The sequence below is a fragment of the Lysinibacillus sp. RS11 genome (genome assembly GCF_042019215.1).
In the GTDB taxonomy this organism is placed as follows: Bacteria; Bacillota; Bacilli; order Bacillales_A; family Planococcaceae; genus Lysinibacillus; species Lysinibacillus xylanilyticus_A.
On sequence record NZ_CP168124.1, the window covers coordinates 3,338,611 to 3,362,001 of the forward strand.

The following is a 23,391-nucleotide window of genomic DNA, read 5'->3' on the forward strand; positions in this document are numbered from 1 at the left end:
CGGCTTTGTGTTTAGGCCTGCACGAGGGCCGACACGATGTCGGTCATTTCGGTAATGCCACAGGACGTGGCGTTTTTACCGATGCAGGTCAGTTAGCCGTTATCGCATGGATGCGATGATCTTAGGCTAATATCCCCTAAGAACTCCTTTTTCCGATACCGTGACATCCGCCGGAGGATTTAGGCCAGCACGATGCTGGTCACTCAGGCGTTTTCACAGGATGTGAAGTTCTTAGCCTGAGTTCCTCTATTTCAGCGGGTGTTTGGACACCCGCTGAAAGAAGTTAAATGGATTTAACATAATCATACACAGAAAGTAGTGCTTCATCAAGTTTTGACGCTTCTTTTGCACCCGCCATCGCCATATCTGGACGACCGCCACCTTTACCACCACATGCCTCTGCTACCATTTTTACGATATTTCCTGCATGGTAATTGCCACCAACTAAATCTTTCGTTACCCCAGCGCAAAGCATAACTTTGTCGCCATCGACAGCACCTAAAACAAGAACAGCTTTAGGCATTTTAACCTTCAAGTCATCCATCATTTGACGCAGTTGATTATTGTCCTTCGCCTCAACTTTAGTAGAAAGAACTGTTACATCACCAAAAGTCTGAGCAGCGTCTATAATAGCACCAGCTTGAGCATTAGCGATTTTTTGTGATAACGCCTCATTTTCACGTTGTAATTCTTTGTAGTCAGCTTGTAACGCATGTACTTTTGTCACAATATCTTTTGAATTTGCTTTTAATAAAGCTGCTGCATCGTTTAATAAAGCTTCTTCTTCTTTTACTGCTTCATATGCAACTTTACCTGTAACAGCCTCGATACGACGAGTACCTGCACCGATACCACCTTCTGAAACAATTTTGAAGAAGCCAATTTCAGAAGAACGTTTTACGTGAAGACCACCACAAAGCTCAATAGAATAGTCACCAATTGAAACAACGCGAACAACATCGCCATATTTCTCACCGAATAATGCCATTGCCCCCATAGCTTTCGCTTCATCGATGCCTTTTTCTTCAATTACGACCTCTATATCATCCCACACTTTTTCATTTACGATACGTTCAATTTGTTGTAATTCCTCTTTTGTCACTTGGCCGAAGTGAGAGAAGTCGAAACGTAAACGATCGGGTCCTACATATGAACCTGCTTGATTTACATGATCGCCCAGCACGTCTTTTAATGCACGTTGCATGATATGTGTAGCTGTATGGTTTTTAATAATCAAATTACGTTCATCACGGTTCACTACTGCCTTCACCGCATCTTCAACATGCATTTCGCCAGATTCTACAAGTACTGTATGAAGGGGTTGACCATTAGGTGCTTTTTGTACATCTTTTACAATAGCAGTAAAGCTATCATTTGAGATAACACCACTATCCGCAATTTGACCACCCATTTCAGCATAGAATGGTGTTTTAGCTAAAACAACTAGTGCTTCTTGACCTTCAGATGCTCCCTTTGATACTTGACCATTGACAATGATCGCCGCAATTTCTGTGTTTGTCGTCAATGTATCATAGCCTACAAATTCACTTGCAACAGTCAAGTTGGCTAGTACTTCATTTTGTACTTGCATAGAATCTACATCTTGACGGGCTGCACGTGCACGTTCACGTTGTTCTTCCATCGCTACTTCAAAACCTTTATGATCTACCTTCATGCCTACTTCTTCTGCATACTCTTCTGTTAATTCAATTGGGAAACCGTAAGTATCATATAAACGGAATGCATCTGCACCTGGAATATAGTCATGTCCAGCTGCTTTTTGGGCTTCTACTACTTCGTTAAAGATTGCAAGACCTCCGTCTAATGTTTCATGGAAGCGAAGTTCTTCATTTTTAATAACACGTTGGATAAATTCACATTTTTCCGTTACCTCTGGGTAGAAATCATTCATAATTTCACCAACAGTTGGTACTAATTCAAACATAAATGGCTTTTCAATGCCAATTTGTTTTGCATAACGCACAGCACGACGTAGTAAACGACGTAATACATAACCACGACCTTCATTTGAAGGAAGCGCGCCATCACCAATAGCAAACGCCACTGTACGGATATGGTCCGCGATAACTTTAAATGGTGTATTAACATCTTCTTCTGAACCAAAGATTTCGCTTAACGCTACTTCACCTGGACGTTTGTACTTACGATTTGCAAACTGTTCGATTTTTTCAATAATAGGCATGAACAAGTCAGTATCAAAGTTAGTTGGCACATTTTGAATAACTGATACGATACGCTCTAGACCCATACCTGTATCAATGTTTTGCTTTGGAAGTGGCGTATATGTGCCATCAGGATTATGATTGAATTGAGAGAACACTAAGTTCCAAATTTCAAGATAGCGTTCATTTTCACCACCTGGATACATTTCTGGATCATTTTCATCTGAACCGTATTCTTCCCCACGGTCATAGAAAATTTCCGAGTTAGGACCAGATGGACCCTCACCAATATCCCAGAAGTTCCCCTCTAGTCGGATTAAACGTTCTTCAGGAATACCAATTTCGTTATGCCAAACATCATATGCTTCTTGATCTTCAGGATGGATAGTAATCGATAAAAGCTCTGGATCAAAGCCCATCCATTTTTTATCCGTTAAGAACTCCCAAGCGTAATGAATAGCTTCTTTTTTGAAGTAATCCCCAATTGAGAAGTTCCCTAACATTTCAAAGAACGTATGGTGACGAGCTGTTTTACCTACGTTTTCAATATCATTTGTACGAATTGATTTTTGAGCATTTGTAATGCGTGGATTTTCAGGAATAATACGACCATCAAAATATGGTTTAAGTGTCGCTACACCTGAGTTGATCCAAAGTAATGACGGGTCATTAATTGGCACAAGTGGTGCTGATGGTTCATGGTGATGACCTTTTTCTTTAAAGAATTCTAAATACATGCGGCGAATTTCTACTGCTTTCATATGAAAAGTTCCTCCCTATATGTTTTGTAAAATTACGATATGAATCCACAAGTCAATTTCGCCTTGGCGTAATTACGTCCGGATTTTGAATTGTGCACGCACAATTCATTCCTTCGAAAATCCGTGACGTCCGCCGGAGGCATTATCTTCATTCAGTAGGTGTTTGGTACACCCATTGAAAAGGAACCTCAACCGCATTGAATCTCCTCTCCTTCAGGAGTGAGAGTCACTTGCTGAATGAAGATAAACAAAAAAAGCCCTCATCCCATAAAAGGGACGAGGACTTGTAATTGATCTCGCGGTACCACCCTAGTTGTAAGTAATAGTATACTTACCTCTTTAGCACTTGTAACGTCAGTGAACGGCAGTGATTAACTGCACTCTGGAGTAGCTTTCTGAATTTGCTATTGTGAGGATTTTTTCAGCCTAGAAATCCCTTTCTTTTACACGCACAAATACGTACTTGTTCCATCATCGTTTTTTACTATTTTCTAACGAGAATTATAAAAAAAATATTTTCTTCTGTCAATTACCACTATAATTACTAATCGCAACTAAGCAACCATTTTTTTGAAATAAACCTATATACCCCAAGAAATACGACTAAAAAATAAACTAATGGTCATTGTCGCAATTAGAAAATCTTGGTATGGCAATGGTACATTCATTCCGAAAAAGCTTGTAATCACTGATAATGGCAACATAATTGTTGAAATTACTGTTAATAGATTATGAAAGGTGTGTTGATTAACCATTTTATCCCTTCTAATTCATTGAGAAGGATTGAACAATACTGTAGTTATATACATACAAATCAGCGCATGACAAATCCACCGCATATGCAAAATAAAGAAACCGTCAAAAAAAGAATACTAACATTTTTAAACGATTTCTTTTTCAAAGCTAATTTTCATTTTTTAAAAAGGTTTCCACTCTATTAACTAGTGATTCCCTATCATAAGTTTTATAAAGTACAGTTGCTACACGAACTGGGTCACCAAAGAAAAAGCGCTCATACAGTGTTTGTCTTGTTCCAAAGCTACTCATCGTTAAATCCCAAGCTAAGCGGAATTTTTTGACGCGCGCCTCTCCACCCTCCTGAGAAGACTGTAAATAATGTTCAAGATCACCATCATCCGCTGCAAATGCTTTTTCACTCGGAATGGACATTAACCCACTCGCACCAAGTAACTGAATTATTTCTGTGAAGGTCGGATATACTTTAGGGAAAATCTGAATAGCTACTAGTAATGTTGGATGATCAGGTCTGATAAAGCCAAAAACATCTTTTTTTGCCTCAATCTCAGACTTTAACAGTAAAGCCTTCATCGTTTCAAGTGATACAATAATATCAACAACTTTTTGCTGCACATGTTGGTAATCGCCGATACTGATTGTATCAACAATTGATTGTACAACACCTAAGACAAATTCTGTTTTGGCAATTTGACGTGAAAGAACTTGATGTAAACCATATGTTTGAAATCCACTTACGTTCATAAAGTTATTGGCAACTTCTACATTCCCATAATAAAAAACGCGTTCCCATGGGACAACAACATTATCAAATACTACAATTGCATCCATTTCCTCGAAACGACTACTTAATGGATGGTCAAAAACTGATTCCCCTCCAACAAATGACTGTCTACATAAAAATTTTAAACCTTTCGTATTACTTGGTATCGAGAAACCAAAGCCTTTTCCTTCATCATAGCCATTCGTTGATAAAACAAGGAGCTCATCTGTTATTCCTCCCTGCGTCGCAAGTAGTCTTGCCCCTTTAATTACTAATCCCTCATTTGTATTATCTACAATTTTAGCGGCAATTGTAACTTCGTCATCCTCAAAATAAAATCGGTTGCGATTTACTTGTGGCTCTATGAAAGTATGTGTCATTGTCAAATCATTCTCACGTGCATACTCATAAAAATTCAGTAAATGGTTAGGAAAACAGTTTGGCTTATCTTTTAAAAAATCTGCTGCTGATGCTAAAGCCATTAATGTTGTATTCATGTAATCAGGACATCTTCCCATAAAACCTTGAGTGGATAATGCCCATTCCCGTGCTGCATTACGCCTTTTCACAAGATCTTCGACTGTCGCCACCTGAAGGAAAGACATACCTACACGCTTATTGCTTGTTGGCGACACATATGTCATTTTCTCAAGCAATTCCTTTTCATTTTGTAAATCAAAAAGCCTTGCTTGACTCTTCATAACTCCCTTAAATGCTGGATGCTCCGACACCTTCCCTGTGACAACTTTCCCATCAATATAAATATACGTTTGTAAAGCGTCAATACGATCAATATATTGCTGCCCTGTAATTACTGGCATGAAAGTCACCCCTAAACGTTACAAATGTTTTTATACTTATTTAGTATATGAAATTGCCTAATATTAGGTTCCTCCGCAGACAACTGTACTATATCAAATTATCGATTTCACCAAACTGTACTACTTTATAAATACAGATAGAAACCCTCCTTCATTGCACGATTTTTCAGTTATTTTAGATAAAAACGCTTTCAATTAGCACTTTTCTATCGAGTTCAATTTTATGTCACATTCATAAAAAAGCCTTCTTCGACTAGTACAGGATTGCTAGATTTTTCATATACGTAGGTGTAAGATAGCTTCGTAACCAAAACAAGTACATCTTTTTATTAAAGGAGAACATATATATGAATCATCAAATCATCTCGTACGTAGCGAAAATGGAAGCTGCTTTAATGAGTAAAATGGAAGATCATACTGAAGAAAATCTTTTATTTTCTATTGCTTCAGAAATGATTGCCAAAGAAAAAGATCAATTTAAAAATGTTTGCCAAGCATATGAAGTCGTTAAACATCACCTAGTTGGCATCCACTAATCAAAATAGGTATAATCAAGACAAAACCCGATCAATTCAAATTGATCGGGTTTTGTCTTTTATTGCGCATATGGTAGAACCATCTTTTGGAATTGCTCAAATGTTGTTGTTTGATTACTGGACAAGCGTTTAATTTGATACACATCATCGTACGGATTGTTATAGCCAAGCGCTGTTGAAAACGCCATTGTGAATCCCGCTTCCTTTACCGCATTAATGATGTTGGCATTATATTGCCCAAACGGATAAGCAAAAGCCTTTGCCTCAGGAATATATGATAAACTGCGCTGTAAATCCTGAGCAACCTCATGATATGGAATCAGGAGCATTTTGCCTTTATTCCCCACTAAATCGTGTAAATTGTAAGTGTGTGATCCATACGTATAGACATCTTGCATATTTGTCATATCCTGACGTGAAAGTGACTGTAAATCATTATAATTAAATATTTGGTCATCTTTAGAATTTTCATTGCGGTACGTAATTAAAAACTGTGTAGCTTTAAAGCCATTTTCTTTGAGCACCGGATATGCATATTCACGTGTCGATAATAAACCATCATCAAAAGTCAAAACAATTGAATAAGCAGGCAATGTAATTTCATCGCGCATGAAACGTAATAATTCGTCCGCACTAACAGTTTCATACTTCATACTTTTCAAAAACTGCATTTCTTTCGTAAATTGAACATCTGTCATTGTAGTACTTACATTTTTAAAACGTCCAAGCTCATCCTCTTTTAGAAAATGATGATACATCATTACTGGGACACCGCGATCTAGCGCTACTTTAGAGCTATGGATATATCCTTCACGGCCACCAAGCACCGTAACGTACCAACTACCTTCTTTGCGCAAAATCGGATAACGGCGATTTAAATCTAACTTGGCAAATGGCTTTAACGGTTTTGCTGTGTAATCATAAATCTCACTGTTCGCAGAAATAGGGATAAGATACTCATTTTTCATGGCATTGTCCTTACCCATATTTTTATAAGCAGGAGTATTTATAAATTTCACTTTTGATTTTTCTGCATAAATATATGATTTCCCCCAACGAACTTTTACATATGTTGGATCTTGTGCATCTACAACCTCTAACTGTTGCCCTTTCATCAACGTAGCAATAGCCATTGGTTTTTCACGGCGGAAATCATAAAGAGTTACGTTTTCTAAAGCTTCGATGTAACCATTTTGCTTACTAGGTGGCGGGGTTGGTTTTTCAGTAGGATTTGTAGGATTTGTAGGATTTGTAGGATTTGTAGGCTTTTCGGGCTTTGTATTTATTGGATCCTGGCCTGTTTCTTCTTTAACAAATTTACTATGTACAAATCCTAATCGTCCATTTACAGTAATACCGTACCAATTCCCCATTCTACTATAAATAGGAAAACGCACGCCTTCTGCCAATGTTGCAAATTGTACTAGCTCATCACCTGTATTATCATAAATTGGTGCATCACTTGTAGCGACAATATAATCCTTTATCTTTACAGTTGTTGGGACTGTATTTTTATAAGTTGTTACTGGTACAACCGTTGTGTAACGTTTATCAACATAACCGTAATAACCACCCCAACGAATTTGCCACCAATTTGCTCCGTAATCTTTTGTTACTTCAAAAGTTTGCTCTGCTGATAATGTTCCCACCGGTACTAGTGAGCCTGAACGATTATCAAAGACAGTTGCTTCCTCATTCACTTGGATGACGGTATTTTTTGCATATGCTTTTTCTGCAAAAGGTAATAGCATCATGAATAGAAGCAATAATAATATGCGTTTCAATATATTCACCTCATAAAAATTTTCATCACCATTTACTCATCTAAATAATCATACGGCGAGATACCATCCATTCCAATTAATGGATGGATATATGGTTCCGTTTCGACCGTTAGTTTACTGTCAATGGATGGTTTTTCTTTCTGTAAATCGTCTTTCAAAGGAATCGTTTCATCTTCCGCAACTTCCTCTGCTATATTCATTGGATTGAGTCTTGCACGTAAGGACGTAAAGCGCTGTAAATCATCCGTACGTTGTAAGCCATCTGCTAGCACATCTGACTCACCACATAAAATCAAGAAATTTTTTGCACGCGTAATACCTGTATATAATAAATTACGACGCAACATTTTAGAATAGCCTCGTACAACTGGCATAATAACTGTTTGGAACTCAGAGCCTTGCGATTTATGAATAGAGCAACAATAAGCAAGTGTCAATTGATTGAGATCACTACGCTGATAAGTTACTTCTATACCATCGAATGACACAACAAGCAAATCTTGTTTCTCAATTGTTTCCTTCGCCTTGATAATACTGATGACTTCACCCATATCACCATTAAAAACATTGCTTTCAGGTTGATTGACAAGTTGTAAGACTTTATCCTTTATGCGATATGTGACATCACCAAAGACAAGCTCTTTTCTAGTACCAGTATCGTTTGGATTAATTAGCTCCTGAATCATTTTATTTAAATTGTCAATTCCTGCTGGACCTTTGTACATTGGTGCTAACACTTGGATATTACGAATTTCTTGACCTTTCGCAACCGCACTTTTCACAACCTGTGTAACAACGCTTGCTACTTGATCTGAGGAGGCTTTAATAAATGAACGGTCAGTGGTTTTTACAGTTAAATCATTAGTGATCTGACCACGTTTAATTTGATGAGCAAGTTCAATAATTGTTGAGCCCTCTGCTTGTCGATAAACCTCTGTTAATTCCACAGTAGGTATTTGCTTGGAAGCTAACAAGTCCTTTAATACCTGCCCTGGACCTACTGGTGGGAGCTGATCCTGATCACCAACAAATACAACTTGCACATCCTCATGCAAGGATTTTAATAATTGATGCGCGAGCCAAGTATCGACCATCGACATTTCATCTACAATAATGAGTTTCCCTGTAACTTCACGTTCAGTTTCTTCCTCTTTCTCCTGACCAGTAAAGCCTAGCAGTCGATGAATTGTCATTGCTGGAAGTTCTGTTGATTCCGATAAACGCTTGGCAGCACGTCCTGTTGGAGCACATAAAATAATCGGAAATGGCTCTTCTTTTTGTGCGTATTCCTTCGGGTTTAATGATAGTCCATGTAACTTTGCATACACTTCTACTACACCCCGAACAACAGTTGTTTTACCAGTACCAGGACCACCAGTTAAAATCATAACAGCTGAGTTTAAAGCTTGCTCAATAGCATTCGCTTGTGTTTCAGCATATGTGACATTGAGCATTTCTTCTGTTTCGCCAATCGCTTTACGTATTTCGTCTTTGCTAAAATGTTCAGCCTTATTGTTACGTTCGATTAAAGCTAATATTTTTGATGCAATTCCGACTTCTGAGAAATATAGAGATGGTAAATATAATCTCGTCTCTTCCCCACAAATTTTACTTTCCTCACGCAATTCGATGCAAGCTTTAGAAATGGTCTCAAAAGGAATTTCTTCTCGTTGGCTTTGCTCAAGAATATCTTTTACTAGCGGTAAAACATGTTCTGCATCTAAATACACATGCCCGTCCGATAAAGCTGCTGTATTTAGAGTATGTAAAATCGCCGCTTTAATACGGTCTGGATGATTGCCAGTAATCCCTAATTTTGCACCTAGCTCGTCGGCACGAAAGAAACCCACACCCTCTACATCTTCAATAAGGCGGTATGGATTTTCAGTTAATAATTCAACTGCCTCTGTTCGATATGTTTGGTAAATTTTCATGCCGAGCTGTGGTCCGAAACCCCATTCATTAAGTTGAATCATCACTCGTTCTAAGCCTAGATTTTGTTCAATTGTACGATGGATAACCTCTTTTTTTTCAGCAGATAGTCGAGGTACAGCATCAAGCGCATTTGGATCCTCTAAAATAAGACGTAACGCATTCGCCCCGAGTTTCTCTACGATTGTTTCAGCAGTTTTTTTTCCTATCCCAACAAACAAATCACTCGATAAGTAATGAATAATCCCTTGCTCTGTTGCCGGCACTTCTTTTGTAAACGTCTCAATTTGAAATTGAACACCATATTTTGGATGTTGTTTCATTATACCTGTAAAACGATATTGTTCATCCATTTGTAACGGCGGAAAATATCCAACAACAATTATTTCCTTATCCTCATACTGTAAGTTGGTCTCTTGAATTTTCACACGAACTATCGAATACATATTTTGTGCATTATGAAAGATAGAGACGATTGGACGTCCGAGTATAAAAAATTTATTTAGTTCAAATAAATCAAGATTCTCTGCCATTTGCGATTCGTCCTTTCGTGTTCATTTCAATCATTATATTTTACCACAGCATAATGAGAAAAATCGTGTAAAAAGACAATTCACTATATTTAAATCAATAATGCCTCGGCATAATTGCGTACCGGGAACTCCTTTCCGATTCCGTGACATCTGGCAAAGGCTTTAGACCAACAAATGCTTTTTGTGCGAAAGCGCAGTGCCACCGTAGCGGCAGCAACACGGTTTTGTCTGTGCGAAAGCGTAGCGGCAGCAACACGGTTTTGTCTGTGCGAAAGCATAGCAGCAGCAACATGGTTTTGTCTGTGCGAAAGCGTAGCGGCAGCAACATGGTTTTGTCTGTGCGAAAGCGTAGCGGCAGCAACATGGTTTTGTCTGTGCGAAAGCGTAGCGGCAGCAACATGGTTTTGTCTGTGCGAAAGCGTAGCGGCAGCAACATGGTTTTGTCTGTGCGAAAGCGTAGCGGCAGCAACATGGTTTTGTCTGTGCGAAAGCGTAGCGGCAGCAACATGGTTTTGTCTGTGCGAAAGCGTAGCGACAGGTACAGATGTTTTTTGTACCGAAAGCGTAGCGACAGGTACAGATGTTTTTTGTACCGAAAGCGTAGCGACAGGTACAGATGTTTTTTGTACCGAAAGCGTAGCGACAGGTACAGATGTTTGGTTATTCGATGAAGAAGCGGCAGACTTCTATTAGCTGGCATTTTGCATTAGCTATCAGAATATTCGCTGAATGAATTCAACATTATTTTGACAAATGACATTTCGCCGCTATTATCAGCCTTTCCATGCTATGATATAGATAATTTGTTGCACGGAAGGATAGTGAAGCTATTGGAATTTAGACCTTGCATCGATTTACACGATGGCAAAGTAAAACAAATTGTTGGCAGCACTCTTGGTCATACTGATCAAGAAGTCATCGAAAACTTTATTTCAAACCATGACTCTAGTTATTATGCAAAAATGTTTGCCAAAGATCATTTAACAGGTGGTCACGTCATTATGCTAGGTGATGGAAACGAAGACGCCGCATTAGCAGCGCTTGCAGCATATCCTCAAGGTTTACAGGTTGGTGGCGGCATTACGACGGAAAATGCAAAAAAGTATATTGATGCGGGCGCTTCCCACGTTATTGTCACATCATTTATATTCTATGATGGTAAGCTCCATTTAGATCGACTAAAGCAATTAGTACAGACTATCGGTAAAGAGCATCTTGTCATCGACTTAAGCTGCCGTATGCGTGATGGAAAGTGGTTTGTTGTTACTGATAAATGGACAAAGTTTAGTGATTTTGAAGTAAATGCTGAGTCTGTTGCGTATATCGAAAATTTCTGTGACGAACTACTTATTCACGCTGTTGATGTAGAAGGAAAAAAAGGCGGTATGCAGGAAAGCTTAGTGCACGATTTAGCCGCTTGGACAACAATTCCAACAACATATGCTGGTGGCGTCCGATCTCTAGACGACTTAAAGAAATTTAAAAAAATCGCAAATGGTAAGCTTCATGTTACAATTGGTAGCGCTCTTTCAATTTTCGGTGGAGACTTGCCGTATTCAGAAGTGGTAAATCATTGTAAAAAAGGCGGGGTATTGTGAAATTAATATATAAAGATTTTGTATTTCCTTTTCGAGAAACAAATTTAGAGCGCATTGTAGATGGTAAATATTTCAAGGTAAATACAAAGGATGATTCACTTTCGTTGCATATACAGCTAGATAATGAACAAATGCTGCTTGAGTTTTCAAAATCTTTAAAGGCAACATGCGGCTTCCTACGAGATCAAGAAACAGAAGCGTATATTGGTACTTATATCGATTTACAAATATTTGTGGATGAATTTAATAAACGATACAACTTAAATGCTGAAATTATCGTTTAATAACTAAGGGGACTAAAAATCCCCTTTTTTAGTTGAAACAAGGCTCATCACCAAAAGTTGTGGATGACATTTGTTAAAACATATACTATGTAAATAAGTTGATTGGAGTGGAGGCTGGGTGACTCCTTGGGGATCAGCGGTAGAGGAACGAAAGCTAAGAGCATCACGTCCTGTGATAACGCCTTCGTAACCTACATCGGTGCTGTTGCTGTCGCTGCGCTTTCGCACAAACAAAACCCTCTGCTACCGCTTCGTTACACTACGCTTTCGCGCAAAAAACATCTGTAGGCCCGAGACCCTGGAGCGAGCAAACAGAGGAACGAAGGCTAAAAGCATCACGTCCTGTGATAACGCCTTCGTGACCAACATCGTGTTGCCCCAAGCGGCTCATCGGACGCCCTCAGGGAAGCGCCCAGTCGGAACGGAAATCAACCACACGTTTTGGTGATAAACCTGAAACAAGAATACTACACATAGTTTAGAGCACAAATTTCTATTTAGAAGCTATTTTTGCTATTATTAATGACATCACAACAAGAGAATTTCATTCATGTTACTTGGTAAAAGAAAGGATTCAATGAAGTATGAAAAATGAACTCGAAGCAACCACTTTAAAAAATCTACAAGCAGAATTAAAACGTTTCTTTTTATCCTATAGATTTGCCTTACAAGAAATTGAAACGAAAATAAATATTTTACAAGAAGAGTTTAAGTTAATTCATGAATATAACCCAATAGAACATATATCAACTCGAGTAAAATCACCAAAAAGTATATTGTTGAAGATCAAGAAAAAGAACCTTGAGCCTTCTGTCGAAGCGATTCGTGAAAACATTCGTGATATTGCAGGTGTGCGAATCACATGCTCCTTTGTAGAGGATATTTATAAAGTGAGTGCGATGCTACAGGCACAAAATGATATTGAAGTTGTGGATGTAAAGGATTATATTAAATTCCCAAAGGAAAACGGCTATCAAAGCTTGCATCTTATAATAAAAATCCCAATTTTCATGTCCGACCGTGTAGAGAATGTGTACACCGAAATTCAAATCCGTACAATCGCAATGGACTTCTGGGCTAGTCTTGAACATAAAATCTATTACAAATACAACAAGGAAGTACCTGAACATATCCGTTTCGAATTGAAAGAAGCTGCTCTTCAAGCAGCAGAACTGGATCGAAAAATGGAACGACTTAATGAAGAAATAAATATTTTAAAAGCGAACGAAGCAGAGGCGTCATTAGATGCAATGCCTATTGTACAATTAGCACAATATTTATCTCAACTACCACTTGATTTTTCTTCCGAAGATGATCGAGATTAATCTCACGATAAAAAAGGATGCCGAATTACTTCGGCATCCTTTTTCAACTATTCGCTATTTTAGTTAAATCTCTGTGCAATCATATCATAAATATAACGCGCTTGGTCGTATTCTGGCTGTAATGTAAAGGCTTGTTTCAAGTGGTACATGGCATCTTCTGATTGTTCAGTGGACACCGCATAAAGTACACCTAAATTATAATGTGCATCTGCGTTATTCCAATCCTGCTCGATTAAATAGTCTAATTCTTTCTTACCCTCTTCAAACATTTCTAACGCACATAGCACAATTGCATATGCTAAACGAATTTGTGTGTCTTCTGGGGCAAGCTCTGAAGCTCGTTGTAAATATGGCAGTGCAAGCTTGGGATTTTCCATTCGCTCAAAGCATTTGCCCATCATATAATAGACATCTGCACCCTCAATGTTATGCTTTAACGCTTGCTCATAAAGCTTTACTGCTTCCGCATATCGTTCCGCATTATAATATAAATTTGCTAAGCCATAATAAGCAGTTGCTGCTGTTTCATCAACAGTGATTGCTTTTTGAAAGAAACGCTCTGCACGTTCAGTATCCTCCAACACCGCCAAGAGATTTCCAAAATTCACATAACCAATTGCGTTTTCAGGCTCTGCTTCAATTGCTTGTGTAAAAAGTTGTGCAGCATCCTCATAACGCTTTTCTTGAAATGCTTGTATGCCCTGCTCGTTAAAATTCATTGTTTTTGTTCACCTCTATGTAGCGAAAGACTGCCTAAATTCTATACGCCTTAGGAAAGGCAATATAAGCAGTCTTTTCGCGAATTATCCTACATATGTTAGTTTTTCATTGTTTTTAAAGACTTCGTCGATTGTACCGCCACCTAAACATTCTTCACCGTCATATAATACAACAGCTTGTCCAGGTGTGATTGCACGTACTGGTTCAGCAAACGTAATATGTGTACGTCCATCCTCTAGAATTTCTACTTCCACTGGTGTATCTGTTTGACGATAACGGAATTTTGCTGTGCATGAAAATTTCCCGGGCAATTTTTTTGTCGAAGTATAGTTCATTTTCACAGCAGTCAATGATGTAGAATATAATGACTCATGATGGAAACCTTGTCCAACAAGTAACACATTGCGTTCCAAATCTTTCCCTAGCACGAACCAAGGCTCACCATCTCCACCAATTCCAAGACCATGACGTTGACCAAGTGTATAGTACATTAATCCGTCATGCTGGCCCATTACTACGCCATCCATCGTCTCCATCTTACCAGGTTGAGCAGGTAAATATTGACTTAGGAATTCTTTGAAATTACGCTCTCCAATAAAGCAAATTCCTGTTGAATCCTTTTTCTTTGCTGTAGCTAATCCAGCTTCCTCCGCAATTTTACGGACTTCCTTTTTCTCAATATGTCCAATTGGGAACATTACATGAGCTAATTGCTCCTGTGATAATTGGTTTAAGAAATACGTTTGATCTTTATTTTCATCTATACCGCGTAGCATTTTCACTTCGCCTTCACTACTACGATCGATTCGAGCATAGTGACCTGTCGCTAAATAATCAGCGCCAAGATTCATCGCATGCTCTAAAAATGCTTTAAACTTAATTTCCTTATTACACATAACATCAGGATTTGGCGTACGCCCTGCTTTATATTCTTCTAAAAAGTATGTGAAAACCTTATCCCAATATTGCTTTTCAAAATTTACTGCATAGTACGGAATCCCTATTTGATTACATACTTTAATAACATCATCATAGTCTTCTGTAGCTGTACAAACGCCATTTTCGTCTGTGTCATCCCAGTTCTTCATAAATATCCCGATTACTTCATATCCTTGTTGTTTTAGCAAATATGCAGCAACCGAAGAATCTACCCCACCCGACATGCCGACAACAACACGAATTTGTGAGGGGTCACGTGTTTCTTTCATTATGGTCACCTTTTCTTTTATTCAAATATACAATTTTTAACAAATTATTTTTTCGCTAGTCTTTTCACAATCGCTGCTGTTTTTTCAGCCGCATGTTGTACATCAGTTTCCGTTAAACCTTGACCGAAGCTAAAGCGGATCGAGTTACGTAATTCCTCTGTCCCTTGTCCAAACATCGCAACTAAAACATGTGATGGATCAATGGAGCCAGCAGTGCACGCCGAACCACTTGAAACGCAAATACCTGCCATATCAAGATTCACTAGAAATGACTCTACTTCCATACCAAAAAAACTTACATTTAAAACGTGTGGAAGTGTATTTTCTATATCTCCATTCACATGAAATGCTAGCTTTTCATGCATGAACACATCAAGCATTATTTTCTTAAAGCGATTGTATAGCGCACGCTTCTCTTCGCGCAACTCATTTGCAATTCGCACCGCAGTCGCAAAGCCAATCACTGCAGGTACATTTTCAGTACCAGCACGGCGCTTTTTCTCATGCGCTCCACCTAATGCATAACTAGTGAATGGTGTTCCTGCCTTTTGGTAAAGGAAGCCAATTCCCTTAGGACCATTAATTTTATGTGCGGAAACACTTAGTAAATCAACATGTAAATCAGTAACATTAATTGACTCTAAGCCATATGCCTGAACTGCATCCGTATGGAAAGTAGCCGTATGTTCACGTAATAAATCACCAATTTCAGCAATCGGTTGAATCGTACCAACTTCATTATTGCCGTACATAATCGTAACTAAAATCGTATCCTTACGTAATGCATTGCGCACATCTTCTACAGATACACGTCCATTTTCATCAACTGGCAAATATGTCACATCAAAGCCATCCCGTTCAAGCTTCTCACACGTATGTAACACTGCGTGATGTTCAATTTGTGTGGTAATTATGTGCTTTCCTTCAGCAGCACGTGCATATACAGTGCCAAAAATAGCCGTATTATCCGCCTCGGTTCCGCCACTTGTTATAATAATTTCCCCAGGTTGAGCACCAATTGATTTGGCTAATTCTTCACGAGCATCATCTAAATATTTGCGCGCCTCTCGACCTGCCCCATGAATACTTGAAGCATTTCCATAAACCTTTTGCATTGCGGTAGTCATAGCTTCTATTACTTGGTCATTCATTGGTGAAGACGCTGCATGATCGAGATAAATATATGAATTCATGTTGAAAACTCCTTTGTACGAAAAGCGCTAAAGATCCGTTTCCCTGCCATACGACATTGCGTTAACTTAGGTAGCGGTGCTTTAGCCTAAACATTTTAAATGTAGAACATATAGCCTTCTGCTACATTTTCCTCAGTATATTGTGCTAGATCCTCAATTGTCGTTGTATCCAATACATTTTTCACAGCATCACGAATGCGGAGCCACAACTCTCGCTGAGGTGCTTCTTCATTTTCAATTCCTTCTACTGGTTGAATTGGACCCTCTAACACACTAATAACATTAGCCGCTGAAATTTCACTTGGTGGATTCGCTAGCATATATCCACCATATGCACCGCGTACACTCTTCACTAAGCCTGAATTACGTAATGGTGATACTAATTGCTCTAAGTATGCTTCAGAAAGCTCCTTTTCAGCAGCAATTTTGCGTAATGGAATAGGTCCTTCTCCATAATGCTTTGCTAGTTCAATCATAATCGTTAGCCCATAGCGGCCCTTTGTAGAAATTTTCATTTTATCACCCTCAAATAGTCTAGTCAAAAATACTACAAACAGTATATCATAATCTCCTCTTGAAGAACTCGGAAATACTCTTAGGAGGTTATGATATACTATTAATTGCGCCTTGGTATAGTTAGGCAAAATACTATTATCGCTTCATTTTAGCGCAAAAAATCATTGAAAACTGTTGAAAGGGGGAATTATTCATGCAAAATGAACCACTCGCTTATCGCATGCGCCCTTTAACCCTTGATGAAGTTGTTGGACACCAAGATTTTATCGGTCCTACTACTGCTCTTTATAAAATGATTCAAAATGAACATATTCCATCTATGCTACTATACGGTGAGCCAGGTATTGGTAAAACGTCAATAGCGAATGCCATAGCAGGAAGCTCGAAGCTCCCCTTTTTCGCACTTAATGCTACTCGCGCTGGTAAAAAGGACGTTGAGGATATTGTTCAGGAAGCACGAATCTCAGGGAAAGTCCTACTTTTTTTGGATGAAATTCATCGTTTTAATAAATTACAGCAGGATACTTTGTTGCCACATGTTGAAAATGGCTCAATCGTATTAATTGGGGCAACAACAGAAAATCCGTACCATGATGTAAATCCCGCTATCCGCTCGCGTTGCGGAGAAATATATCAACTAAAACGTTTAACGAAAGAGAATTTAATCGAGCTTATTAGAAAAGCACTTTCTGATGAAAAACGTGGGCTAGGTAAACATCATTTTGTATTAACAGATGATCAAATTGATCAAATTGCTGGAGCCGCTAATGGAGATGCACGGAAAGCATTGACTTTGCTTGAATCGATTTATTATGCAAGTGATGAAGTTGACGGTCAAACAATTGCAGCTGATCATATCATTAAGCATCTTATCGGTAGAATTGGTGTTTACGGTGATAAAAAAGGGTCTCATTTTTATAATTTACTGTCTGCATTGCAAAAATCTGTTCGTGGAAGTGATACGAATGCAGCATTGTATTACCTAGCACATTTATTGGAAACAGGTGATCTAGTAGCTGTCAGCAGACGCTTACTAGTTATGGCTTATGAGGATATAGGCCTTGCCAATCCTGATGTAGGTCCGCATATGCTTGCAGCCGTACAAGCGGCAGAGCGTTTAGGGTTACCCGAGGCGCGAATTCCGCTTGCAGGTGCTGTTATTGAAATGTGTCTTGCATCTAAATCCAATTCTGCAATAGCAGCTATTGATGCCGCAATTGCCAGCATTCATGATGGAAAAACAGGCGATATTCCACATCATTTACGCGATGCTCATTATGAAGGGGCAAAAGATTTAGGTCATACAGGCTATCAATATCCCCACAACAGCCCGATTGGAACATTTGGTGGCTGGGTTGATCAGCAATATTTACCCAATGAGCTTGTCGGTACAGAATTTTATAAGCCTGTCATTGCAGGTGAAGAAAAACGAATGGCCGGAATCTACGAAAAGCTAAAATCTTTTCATAAAGATAAAAAATAATATCCTACAAGATTATATTACTGGAAAATATCCGCTATTAATTTTCATGAAAATAAGGCACTTCAAATTTTAAACAAGAAGCGCCTTATTTTAAATTAAATACTATATCTCTTACTGTTTAACGCATATCTCATCGTTTAATTAATTCTCCTTAAAGTGATACTTTAACCAGTGGGGTTTCTCCATCTACCATTGATTATAGTTTTACCAATCGGGCTTTTATGGGCTGTTAATATGGGATAAAAAAACAGGATAGACTGCTAGGCAATCATCCTGTAAAGGTTGCTTTATTCGTTGTATACCGCTTACTGTAAAAGAGGTTCAATGTCTCTTCCTCATTTCTCATCGATGGTAACTTAGTCGTTTCTTTCTCATCTGTTTCATTTTCTTTGTCATATAAATAATTAACAAAATTATAGGTTTGATTGAGTAAACTAGCAAACTCCTCGGAATTCTCCCGTACTTCAAAACGAATCGCTTTTACAGCTATTGCTTGGCCAATCGATCGCTCCCTTGATGGCGAGGTTTGATCATCATCTACATTATCATCTGTTGCTCTGTATAATACTTTTAATGCCTCATAAACTTCCTTGTTATCACTAAATCGTTCCTTTATCCACTGCAAGACAAATTGTAATAGGACAACGGCATAAATAAGTGACAACCATTCATCTTTAAAAGCTTTTTTCGACAAACGTTTAAAGTATTCCACTTGTGTCACGAGCTCGAATATGATTAAACGAATTGGATATAGGAGCGCATGTCCACTGTTGATATATAATTTTTCTTGATCTTTATACATTGCCAACCAAAAATCCCTTACGATCGAGATAGATTTTCTTGTCGAGAAAGCTAATGGACATTGGATAAGCCCCTGTTCAAGTGTTGGTTGTATAAGCCTAAGAAATAAAAGTTCTTCATCTTCACTTACTAATAAAAGTGGTTTTTCTAAGTTCGACAAATCAATATCGTTACCGTTTATTAACACTGCACAGCCTCCTTCCTACAAACCTTACTCATAGTTTTCAATTTTTTAACTATATTTCGACAAAAATCTATAAATACCTTTTAAGAAAAAAGTCCTTTTTTCATTTCCTTACAATAAAATTTTGACACTACCCTGACGATATTTCCATAATACCCCAATGAAATTCACAAAAAAAATCTGCAAAACTTTAAAAATGGAAACCCAACCATCCTCTCATCAAGCCCGAACGCTGTAAGGAATGGAGGTTAAACCACAAAAAGTAAGCAGATTCTAAATTGTTATTCTATTTTCTGAAAAGTGTTGAAAAATCAATTATACCGTAATTTCTTTATCAACAAATAGTTTAAATTGTTGCAAGCATTGTTTAACTGCACCTTTTTGTTCAAGTACTACATTTCGTAGTGATGTTGTTTTCTCTTCATCCTCTACTACTTCACTATAAAGTGTAAAAATAGCCAATAATAATTGTTCATTTTCTTCCTGTTCAATACTAGGTAAAGAAAAGGCAGCAATCGTTAATAATTGCTCAACTTTTTCAGGTGTTTTTTGTAGCGCGTTGGATGAATAATAAGTTGATGCCGCTAAAAAATAGCATAGCTTTGCACAACAATCTATAAACAAATGCCAATATGTATTGGCACTTGGTATTTCACCCGCCCTTTCATCAACATAATTTTTATAAAATGTTGTAACTTGCGTATATAAAGGATTTAGTTCCCTCATTGCCTTCGGATAATTATTAGATGTATCCAAATAGTCAAATACAATATTATTCATTTTCTCTTGAAGCTTCACAATATCTAAATGATCACGAATTACTTGAATTTCCATTTTACCACTCTCCGATGTTCTCATTTGTTTTCTAAACGTCATTCCTACTCCCCTAAGCAGTCCTGTACATTCCAAACAAACTGATTTATTACCTATTGGAATTATTCAAATTATAGCAATAAACCAAATAAAGAAGTGGTGACATGAACAAAATAAGGCAATTTCGTGAATTAATAGCATTTTGAGCACGTAAGGCGAACAATTTTGATAGAATTATATCCTTTGTACATAATTATCAAATAATGATTGCTCTTTCGTTCGATCAACAATTTCTGCAATACTTCCTTGTGCATATTTTTTTATTCTTTTTTGTGGTATATAAAAATAAGCGTTGTTTGAAATTAACCAATCACTAAGCGTTAGTTCACTACCTGGCTGTTGATTTGTCAATATACGTTTATGACGAAGTATATCCGCCATTTTGTAAAAACCCTCTGATAGTTCATAAGCAGAAACATCAAAATTAAAAATAGGGCTCACAACCTGTCCAACATCAAAAATGTGTATTGTATGCCCTTCCTCATCAATAGCTAATTCCACTGTGCTAATTTCATCGAATAGGTTTAAACCCCTATATTCCATTTGATAGATTTGCTCCATTAATTAAATGTCTCCTTTTATAGGTTCTACATTAAATGTTAGAGGGGGCACAAAAGTTGTAGACCCCTTTTTCACAACGCTCCTATTGTAACATAGAAAAAGTAGCTGTCTCCAAAGTCAATGGAGACAGCTACTTCTATAAACAGATATTTTTTGTGCGAAAGCAAAGCGACAGCAATCGAATTTTCTAGGATTTTTTCGCTTTTTAATTTTATCAAGAAATTATTTGAGTTTATCGATAAAAATATTGAATTTATCGCCTAACTTTTTATATTTATCGACATAACAGATTTTTTAAAGTTACTTTAACCTTGAACACGTGTAATTTTTACATCTTTTAAAATTGTATTCACTACCCAGCTTGCAGCAATTAAGCCTGCCACTGAAGGAACAAAAGCGTTAGAAGATGGAGGCATTTTCGCTTTGCGGATGGCTGCATCTGGTTTCCCAACATGCTCAACTACATCTGGACGAACGACAATGGGGCTCTCATCTGAGAATACAACCGTTACGCCTTTATGAATACCATCTTTACGTAGTTTCGTACGAATTACTTTTGCTAATGGATCTGTATGTGTTTTTGATATATCGGCAATTTTAAAACGAGTAGGATCCATTTTATTTGCTGCACCCATACTAGATATGATTGGAATATTACGCTTTAGACATTCCTTCATAAGATGAATTTTATACATCACTGTATCACTCGCATCAATGACATAATCTATGCCTTGCGAGAAAAATTCCTCATATGTCTCCTCCGTATAAAACATATGCATATCAATAACTTCACATTCTGGATTAATATCAGCAATACGCTCTTTCATGACACCTGACTTTGATTTACCGACCGTTGAAAGATAGGCAACTAATTGACGATTTACATTGGTAATATCTACATTATCCTTATCAACCAAAATAATGCGGCCAATACCACTTCGTGCACATGCCTCTGCAGCAAATGAACCTACACCGCCTACACCGAGAATGGCTACCGTTGTATTTTTTAATTTTTCGAGTCCCTCTGTTCCTATTGCGAGCTCGTTACGTGAAAATTGATGTAACATCCTTACACTCTCCGTCTATTGAATTTTTTATCCCGCTTTAACGGGCAGTAAAAGCCCGATTGGTGAAGACTAATAATCAGCGGTGGATGAAGACTCTCCTCTGATTAAAGTTTCACTTTATTAGTAAACCAAGTTATATACTAAGATAAAATCAAACCTATATTACATTTTATCATGATATTCATCAAGTAAAAATTATAACTAAAATAAATAAGTATTCCTAATCAAAATACTTATACGTATGTAAAAGTTTGACTTGGGTCGATCAGCGCAATGAATCCTCACTATTCAAAGTATGTAGTAGAAAATTTTAGGCAATTGAACTTACTTCAATTGCCTTTAGTCTCGTTACTTTCGTTTACTTCCTATCCGTTCATATTCTTTTGAAAAGCTTCGACAAAATCTGAACTGAGCTGTACATTTACTTGCTTAAAAGCAGCAATTACTGCCCCGCCGATTGGTTGTAAAACCGGTGTCATAAATTGCATTGGCTGCTCATCAGCTTTTGCGAGTTGCTGTAATTTAGGTGTAATGAAAGCTTCATTATTAAAAACGCCACCTACTAATACGACAGGTACATCCCCTTGCTCCCAAGCCATACAAGAGTAACACGCTTTAATTGCCACATAATATTTCTTACAAGCATCTTCAATAATGCTAATGGCAACGTCATCTCCCTTTTCAGCCACATCAAATAAATATTTACTTAACGGTGCAATCACTGTCCGAGGATGCTCTTCTCCATAAATACACTCTATTAATTGTGGTACATTTTTTACAGAAAAATAACGTAATACTACATCTGTCAATGCTGTTGGGGCACCTCGCCCATCATAGCTTTGAAAAATAGCCTTCAGCCCTTGAATACCTAAATCATAGCCACTGCCCTCATCATCAAAAAGATAACCCCAGCCACCTACTCTATGAAAATGTTGCTCACGATCGTAGCCCATTGTAATAGCGCCTGTCCCTGCAATTTGCACAATACCTGCCTGCCCAAGTGTGCCTGCATAAAGTGCAATTAGAGCATCATTTTCAACAATCACATGTGCTGTATTAGGAACATATTGACGTACTATCGATTCTACAACTTCTTCTGCTTGTAGCTCTTTAACTCCAGCCATTCCAGCAAAACAACTATCTATGGTTGCAAATACTTGCGGATTTTGCTGTTGCAAATTTTGTAGTATATCATGAATCGTTGACTTAAAATATTGAATACCCATAGCTGTTGGGTTACTCCGGGTCGTTACTACTTTAGCATAAACATTGCCCAGTTCATCACAAATCACTGCTGACGTTTTCGTTCCACCGCCGTCAATCGCTAATACATACATATCTCTTTGCTCTTTTCTTTTCAATCCATTTCACCCTGTCTTATTTGTAGTTGTTACTACAGAAAACATTGGTAAATCAAGATTAAAAAGGTTCATCATCAAAAGTTGTGGATGACTTTTGTTAAAACGTCTACTATGCAAATATGTTGATTGGAGTGGAGGCTGGGCGACT

The 23,391-nt window shown here is 37.8% G+C and carries 20 protein-coding genes and 1 other annotated feature; of the genes, 6 read left to right on the forward strand and 14 right to left on the reverse strand.

Annotated elements, in window-relative coordinates; genetic code table 11:
* Positions 1-283: 283 nt before the first annotated feature.
* The 3 genes from alaS to hpaB form a co-directional block, all read right to left on the reverse strand.
* Positions 284-2,944, reverse strand: coding sequence for an alanine--tRNA ligase (alaS, locus tag AB9L17_RS17285; protein WP_068983703.1), 2,661 nt, complete (start codon positions 2,942-2,944; stop codon positions 284-286).
* Between the two features lie 269 nt (positions 2,945-3,213).
* Positions 3,214-3,428: a binding site (T-box leader), on the reverse strand.
* Positions 3,429-3,525: 97 nt separating this feature from the next.
* The gene (locus tag AB9L17_RS17290; RefSeq protein WP_223553596.1) at positions 3,526-3,699 is read right to left on the reverse strand and encodes a CorA family divalent cation transporter; all 174 of its coding nucleotides are present in this window, start codon (positions 3,697-3,699) and stop codon (positions 3,526-3,528) included.
* A 148-nt stretch (positions 3,700-3,847) separates the two neighbouring features.
* Entirely contained in the window at positions 3,848-5,284 is a 1,437-nt protein-coding gene (hpaB, locus tag AB9L17_RS17295) for a 4-hydroxyphenylacetate 3-monooxygenase, oxygenase component (protein ID WP_223553594.1), read from the reverse strand.
* 347 nt (positions 5,285-5,631) lie between these two features.
* Between hpaB and AB9L17_RS17300 the strand changes: the two genes are divergently transcribed.
* Positions 5,632-5,820: a hypothetical protein gene (locus AB9L17_RS17300; RefSeq protein WP_068983705.1), complete on the forward strand. Its 189-nt coding sequence runs from the start codon at positions 5,632-5,634 to the stop codon at positions 5,818-5,820.
* 59 nt (positions 5,821-5,879) lie between these two features.
* Here the strand turns inward: AB9L17_RS17300 and AB9L17_RS17305 are convergent, their stop codons facing one another.
* Positions 5,880-7,604: a polysaccharide deacetylase family protein gene (locus AB9L17_RS17305; protein WP_375199533.1), complete on the reverse strand. Its 1,725-nt coding sequence runs from the start codon at positions 7,602-7,604 to the stop codon at positions 5,880-5,882.
* A gap of 32 nt (positions 7,605-7,636) precedes the next feature.
* Positions 7,637-10,069, reverse strand: a complete 2,433-nt coding sequence (locus AB9L17_RS17310) for an ATP-dependent RecD-like DNA helicase (RefSeq protein ID WP_375199534.1) — start codon at positions 10,067-10,069, stop codon at positions 7,637-7,639.
* Between the two features lie 174 nt (positions 10,070-10,243).
* On the opposite strand from AB9L17_RS17310, the gene AB9L17_RS17315 reads away from it, so the two are divergent.
* The 4 genes from AB9L17_RS17315 to AB9L17_RS17330 all read left to right on the forward strand — a co-directional run bounded on the left by AB9L17_RS17315 (position 10,244) and on the right by AB9L17_RS17330 (position 13,276).
* On the forward strand, positions 10,244-10,762 hold the full coding sequence (locus tag AB9L17_RS17315; protein ID WP_375199535.1) for a hypothetical protein: 519 nt from the start codon (positions 10,244-10,246) through the stop codon (positions 10,760-10,762).
* 137 nt (positions 10,763-10,899) lie between these two features.
* Positions 10,900-11,667: a phosphoribosylformimino-5-aminoimidazole carboxamide ribotide isomerase gene (gene hisA / locus AB9L17_RS17320; RefSeq protein ID WP_068983708.1), complete on the forward strand. Its 768-nt coding sequence runs from the start codon at positions 10,900-10,902 to the stop codon at positions 11,665-11,667.
* Entirely contained in the window at positions 11,664-11,951 is a 288-nt protein-coding gene (locus AB9L17_RS17325; RefSeq protein ID WP_223553588.1) for a hypothetical protein, read from the forward strand. The genes hisA and AB9L17_RS17325 overlap by 4 nt, the downstream gene beginning before the upstream one ends.
* A gap of 584 nt (positions 11,952-12,535) precedes the next feature.
* Entirely contained in the window at positions 12,536-13,276 is a 741-nt protein-coding gene (locus AB9L17_RS17330; RefSeq protein ID WP_068983711.1) for a GTP pyrophosphokinase, read from the forward strand.
* 59 nt (positions 13,277-13,335) lie between these two features.
* Here AB9L17_RS17330 and AB9L17_RS17335 read toward each other — a convergent pair whose 3' ends face one another.
* The 4 genes from AB9L17_RS17335 to cymR form a co-directional block, all read right to left on the reverse strand.
* Positions 13,336-13,995 (reverse strand): tetratricopeptide repeat protein, encoded by a 660-nt coding sequence (locus tag AB9L17_RS17335; RefSeq protein WP_068983712.1) that lies wholly within the window; start codon positions 13,993-13,995, stop codon positions 13,336-13,338.
* Positions 13,996-14,079: 84 nt separating this feature from the next.
* Positions 14,080-15,204 (reverse strand): tRNA 2-thiouridine(34) synthase MnmA, encoded by a 1,125-nt coding sequence (gene mnmA, locus AB9L17_RS17340; RefSeq protein ID WP_068983713.1) that lies wholly within the window; start codon positions 15,202-15,204, stop codon positions 14,080-14,082.
* A 44-nt stretch (positions 15,205-15,248) separates the two neighbouring features.
* Positions 15,249-16,397: a cysteine desulfurase family protein gene (locus AB9L17_RS17345; RefSeq protein WP_223553585.1), complete on the reverse strand. Its 1,149-nt coding sequence runs from the start codon at positions 16,395-16,397 to the stop codon at positions 15,249-15,251.
* A gap of 95 nt (positions 16,398-16,492) precedes the next feature.
* Entirely contained in the window at positions 16,493-16,912 is a 420-nt protein-coding gene (gene cymR / locus AB9L17_RS17350) for a cysteine metabolism transcriptional regulator CymR (RefSeq protein ID WP_053484768.1), read from the reverse strand.
* A gap of 194 nt (positions 16,913-17,106) precedes the next feature.
* Here cymR and AB9L17_RS17355 point away from each other — a divergent pair, with 194 nt between their 5' ends.
* Positions 17,107-18,396, forward strand: coding sequence for a replication-associated recombination protein A (locus AB9L17_RS17355; RefSeq protein ID WP_223553583.1), 1,290 nt, complete (start codon positions 17,107-17,109; stop codon positions 18,394-18,396).
* Between the two features lie 268 nt (positions 18,397-18,664).
* Here AB9L17_RS17355 and AB9L17_RS17360 read toward each other — a convergent pair whose 3' ends face one another.
* The 5 genes from AB9L17_RS17360 to AB9L17_RS17380 form a co-directional block, all read right to left on the reverse strand.
* Complete coding sequence (locus tag AB9L17_RS17360) at positions 18,665-19,384, reverse strand: hypothetical protein (protein ID WP_223553582.1); 720 nt, start codon at positions 19,382-19,384, stop codon at positions 18,665-18,667.
* A gap of 312 nt (positions 19,385-19,696) precedes the next feature.
* Positions 19,697-20,257, reverse strand: a complete 561-nt coding sequence (locus AB9L17_RS17365) for a hypothetical protein (RefSeq protein WP_223553580.1) — start codon at positions 20,255-20,257, stop codon at positions 19,697-19,699.
* Positions 20,258-20,428: 171 nt separating this feature from the next.
* Positions 20,429-20,815: a hypothetical protein gene (locus AB9L17_RS17370; RefSeq protein ID WP_068983717.1), complete on the reverse strand. Its 387-nt coding sequence runs from the start codon at positions 20,813-20,815 to the stop codon at positions 20,429-20,431.
* Positions 20,816-21,120: 305 nt separating this feature from the next.
* Entirely contained in the window at positions 21,121-21,882 is a 762-nt protein-coding gene (locus AB9L17_RS17375; protein ID WP_068983718.1) for a tRNA threonylcarbamoyladenosine dehydratase, read from the reverse strand.
* 365 nt (positions 21,883-22,247) lie between these two features.
* Positions 22,248-23,243, reverse strand: a complete 996-nt coding sequence (locus AB9L17_RS17380) for an N-acetylglucosamine kinase (protein WP_223553579.1) — start codon at positions 23,241-23,243, stop codon at positions 22,248-22,250.
* Between the last annotated feature and the right edge of the window lie 148 nt (positions 23,244-23,391).

What these genes read in the sequence shown, in the direction of transcription:
- AB9L17_RS17335 (WP_068983712.1), bottom strand. Translation starts at nt 13,995, where the DNA reads ATGAATTTTAACGAGCAGGGCATACAAGCATTTCAAGAAAAGCGTTAT.
- AB9L17_RS17345 (WP_223553585.1), bottom strand. Translation starts at nt 16,397, where the DNA reads ATGAATTCATATATTTATCTCGATCATGCAGCGTCTTCACCAATGAAT.
- mnmA (WP_068983713.1), bottom strand. Translation starts at nt 15,204, where the DNA reads ATGAAAGAAACACGTGACCCCTCACAAATTCGTGTTGTTGTCGGCATG.
- AB9L17_RS17330 (WP_068983711.1), top strand. Translation starts at nt 12,536, where the DNA reads ATGAAAAATGAACTCGAAGCAACCACTTTAAAAAATCTACAAGCAGAA.
- AB9L17_RS17365 (WP_223553580.1), bottom strand. Translation starts at nt 20,257, where the DNA reads ATGACGTTTAGAAAACAAATGAGAACATCGGAGAGTGGTAAAATGGAA.
- AB9L17_RS17315 (WP_375199535.1), top strand. Translation starts at nt 10,244, where the DNA reads ATGCTTTTTGTGCGAAAGCGCAGTGCCACCGTAGCGGCAGCAACACGG.
- AB9L17_RS17310 (WP_375199534.1), bottom strand. Translation starts at nt 10,069, where the DNA reads ATGGCAGAGAATCTTGATTTATTTGAACTAAATAAATTTTTTATACTC.
- alaS (WP_068983703.1), bottom strand. Translation starts at nt 2,944, where the DNA reads ATGAAAGCAGTAGAAATTCGCCGCATGTATTTAGAATTCTTTAAAGAA.
- AB9L17_RS17300 (WP_068983705.1), top strand. Translation starts at nt 5,632, where the DNA reads ATGAATCATCAAATCATCTCGTACGTAGCGAAAATGGAAGCTGCTTTA.
- AB9L17_RS17290 (WP_223553596.1), bottom strand. Translation starts at nt 3,699, where the DNA reads ATGGTTAATCAACACACCTTTCATAATCTATTAACAGTAATTTCAACA.
- AB9L17_RS17355 (WP_223553583.1), top strand. Translation starts at nt 17,107, where the DNA reads ATGCAAAATGAACCACTCGCTTATCGCATGCGCCCTTTAACCCTTGAT.
- AB9L17_RS17375 (WP_068983718.1), bottom strand. Translation starts at nt 21,882, where the DNA reads ATGTTACATCAATTTTCACGTAACGAGCTCGCAATAGGAACAGAGGGA.
- cymR (WP_053484768.1), bottom strand. Translation starts at nt 16,912, where the DNA reads ATGAAAATTTCTACAAAGGGCCGCTATGGGCTAACGATTATGATTGAA.
- hpaB (WP_223553594.1), bottom strand. Translation starts at nt 5,284, where the DNA reads ATGCCAGTAATTACAGGGCAGCAATATATTGATCGTATTGACGCTTTA.
- AB9L17_RS17370 (WP_068983717.1), bottom strand. Translation starts at nt 20,815, where the DNA reads ATGGAGCAAATCTATCAAATGGAATATAGGGGTTTAAACCTATTCGAT.